Consider the following 3363-nt stretch of genomic DNA (forward strand, 5'->3'; position numbering starts at 1 on the left):
GTGTATAAGAGACAGATATATTTTGCTTTTTTATTGTATTAATGGAAATTTAAATATTCCTTTGTGGAAAATCAAATTATACTTTTTCACCGATATATAGAAAGTCAAATTTGCCTAAATAGAATGTTTATGGAAAATAAGAAAGTACTCAAATTAACCGATTTTCAAAAAAACGAAGAAAACCCCTTTATGAAACAAGCAATTGAAGGGATTGAAAATCACGTTGTTAAGAAATACAAAAGTAGTACGGGAAGTGATAAAAAAGCTGTAGTTGCTGTTGCTGATACAGATACAGGAGAAGTATTCAAAACCTCGTTTATCCGACAAATAGAAGTAGATGAAGAGCAATTTGCAAAACTATACCTTGCGAATTTTGCCGCTTTTTTCAATCTATCACAATCAGCTATTCGGGTTTTCGGGTATATTCTAACTTGCATGAAGCCTAAGAATGATATGATAATTTTCGATAGGCGAAAATGCTTAGAATACACCCAATACAAATCAGACAAAGCCATATACAAAGGATTGGCAGAGCTCGTACAAAGTGAAATCATAGCAAGAGGTCCAAACGAATATAATTGGTTCATTAATCCGTTGATTGTCTTTAATGGGGATAGGGTTTCATTTACAAAAACATACGTTCGGAAAAAGACTTTAGCTGCCCAAAAGAAAGAAGAAGCAGAGAAACGACAGTTATCACTTGGTTTTGATGAACTGTAACACTCCATTGAGTGAAGCTGCCGTTTGGTCGCTCCCCCTTTGGGGGCGGGGGGGGGGATAGATAAAGTTCCTCTATGTAAAGTTATAATGGGGGATGAAAGGCAAGGTTCGCTAACCTTACCCCGATTGTTTATGCTTCCCAGCATTCAATCTATCCCCGTTTATGGGTTTCTCTTTCACCCTACAAAGATAACCTCATGGGGGAAAAATGTCCAAGAATATGGGGTAAAAACTATCAAGTCGGTAGAAAATAAGTATCTTTGAAGTACATTTTTAGTAGAGGTACTGGTATGCCTAGACGAAGCAGATAGGCAAAAATAAAGCCGCTGGAGATGTCGGATGTCCGTCAATTAACTCCAGCGGCTTGTATTTTGGTAACTCTCCCGTATCGGTCGGCTACCGTTTGGTCAGCAACAAAGGTAGTACTTTATTGTCGCAAATCCAAATGTTTTCCCCTTTATTTGTGCATTTACAGAACATTTGCTAACTTCGCACCTATGCAGTATGGTGATAGCACACTAGCACCCTAAAGGGTACGTGTGTAAGGGGACAAGCCCCCTTAACCCCCTGTCAGCCGGCTGTCACCGGCTGTTATCGATTGTCACAAAAATGTTAACTTATGGGAGCAACAAGTATTCATGTACAAGCAGTGAAGCCGGGGAGTGAGATTCACAACTTTAGGGAAAAAGAGTTGGACTATGTTCGTCCGGAACTTAGTCATTTGAATGAAAGCTGGGTTGGAGATAGCATCTCCCATCGGCTGGAGAGTGCGAAACAGAGATATTTCGATACGGTTGGGCAGAAGATGCAGACTAAAGCAGCACCCATACGGGAGGGGGTAATAGTAATCAAGCAAGAAACCACCATGCAGGAACTCCAGCAATTCGCTGCGGTCTGCAAGGAACGTTTCGGTATTGAAGCGTTTCAAATCCATATACACAAGGACGAAGGATACATGAACGCAAAGCAATGGACACCTAACCTTCACGCCCATGTAGTTTTCGATTGGACGCAGCCGAACGGGAAGAGTGTGCGTTTATCGCGTGATGACATGGCAGAACTCCAAACCATAGCATCTGAAGCACTGGGCATGGAACGTGGTGTTTCTTCTGATCGCAAACACTTATCGGCTATGCAGTACAAGACCGAATGTGCGAAAGAACAGCTTCAGGAACTATCCAACGATATATCCAGTGCGTTAGACAAGCACAAGGACGTGCAAAACCAGCTTCTTCAGCTTCAGAAAGAACTACGTTCCATTGAAACAAAGAAAAACGTCCAAAAACTCATTTCTAAGGCTTCAGAGAAGTTTTACGGCTTGATAGGGAAAACGGTTAACGATAGGGAAAAAGATGCCTTAAAAGCCAAAATAAAGGCTTTAGAGGGGGAAAATGAACAGCTATCCGATAGACTGGGAAAGGCTATACTTGAAAAAGAGCGAAACGGCACAAAGGCATTCAAAGCCGAGAATGACAAGGAGTATTATAGACAACAAATGGACAACGCAAGGACAACCAGTAACCGACTAAGAACGGAGAACCAAGAACTAAAGACCGAAACCAAGGAATTGAAAAAAGAACTTGGTAAGATGAAAGACTTGTTCAATTCCGAACAACTGGAGGCTTTAAGGCATCATTTCCCAAACATATCAAAAGCTATGGAAGAGGGGAAAGACCTACTCAAGCAAATCACCAGAAGCAGAGGTTTCGGTATGGGTATGTAACCCCCCCCCGCCCCCAAAGGGGGAGCGACCAAACGGCAGCCTCTCTCAATGGAGTGTTACGTCGTTCGGATTCGGAAGAAATTTTGCAGGGTTCGGAAAACGGTTGTGTGCTTATTCTAAAAAAAGTTTATGGTGTGGCGCTCGTCGGGACGGGTGGTCCCGCCCCTTGCCGCTGGGCGCTCCCCGACCGATGATTTTTAAGTGACTGATTTTGTGCTGTTTTGGGGGTATATTAAGAATAGAAGAAATAGAATAAGTTAAGTACTTGATACACAATATAGGGCATTTTCCATATTGGAAATTCTCATTTTCCAATCTAGAAAATACTGATTTCCTAATATAATACTAAACAGGAAAATAATATTTCCCTTAATATTGTTTTTATGGAAAATAATAGTTTACTTTGTGGAGAATAATATTTCCCAAAAACACATCAAAATGGAAAATAAAAAAGCAGTTAAGTTAACCGATTTTCAAAAGAACGAAGAAAATCCTTTTATGAAACAAGCTATAGAAGGTATTGAAAATCATGTTGTTAAAAAGTATAAGAGTAATAGTGGTGGCGATAAGAGAGCCGTAGTAGCTTTAGCCGACACTGAAACTGGAGAAGTGTTTAAGACTTCGTTTATCCGTCAAATAGAAGTAGATGAAGAACAATTCACTAAATTGTATCTTTCTAACTTTGCTGCATTCTTTGACCTATCACAAGCAGCTATTCGGGTTTTTGGTTACTTTATGACCTGCATGAAACCCAAAAATGATTTAATCATCTTCAATAGAAAAAAATGCCTAGAATATACCAAATACAAAACAGACAAAGCCGTTTATAAAGGACTTGCAGAACTTGTAAAAGCTGAAATCATAGCCCGAGGACCAGCCGATAATCTTTGGTTTATTAATCCTCTGATAGTATTCAATGG

The 3363-nt window shown here is 40.1% G+C and carries 3 protein-coding genes; all 3 read left to right on the top strand.

The annotated features are described in order from the left end of the window. Positions 1-129 precede the first annotated feature (129 nt). Entirely contained in the window at positions 130-720 is a 591-nt protein-coding gene (locus AB5Z12_RS20550) for a hypothetical protein (protein ID WP_008670455.1), read from the top strand. A 619-nt stretch (positions 721-1339) separates the two neighbouring features. Then, positions 1340-2443: a mobilization protein gene (locus AB5Z12_RS20555; RefSeq protein WP_368368769.1), complete on the top strand. Its 1104-nt coding sequence runs from the start codon at positions 1340-1342 to the stop codon at positions 2441-2443. Between the two features lie 438 nt (positions 2444-2881). Beyond that, positions 2882-3363: replication/maintenance protein RepL (locus tag AB5Z12_RS20560; protein WP_279003015.1), on the top strand; the 482-nt coding region annotated here is incomplete at its 3' end.

The organism is Ruminococcus sp. RTP21358st1_G6_RTP21358_211008 (assembly GCF_040908885.1).
In the GTDB taxonomy this organism is placed as follows: Bacteria; Bacillota; Clostridia; order Lachnospirales; family Lachnospiraceae; genus Blautia_A; species Blautia_A faecis.

Coding starts and splice junctions, on each gene's coding strand:
- AB5Z12_RS20550 (WP_008670455.1), top strand. CDS start 130: ATGGAAAATAAGAAAGTACTCAAATTAACCGATTTTCAAAAAAACGAA.
- AB5Z12_RS20555 (WP_368368769.1), top strand. CDS start 1,340: ATGGGAGCAACAAGTATTCATGTACAAGCAGTGAAGCCGGGGAGTGAG.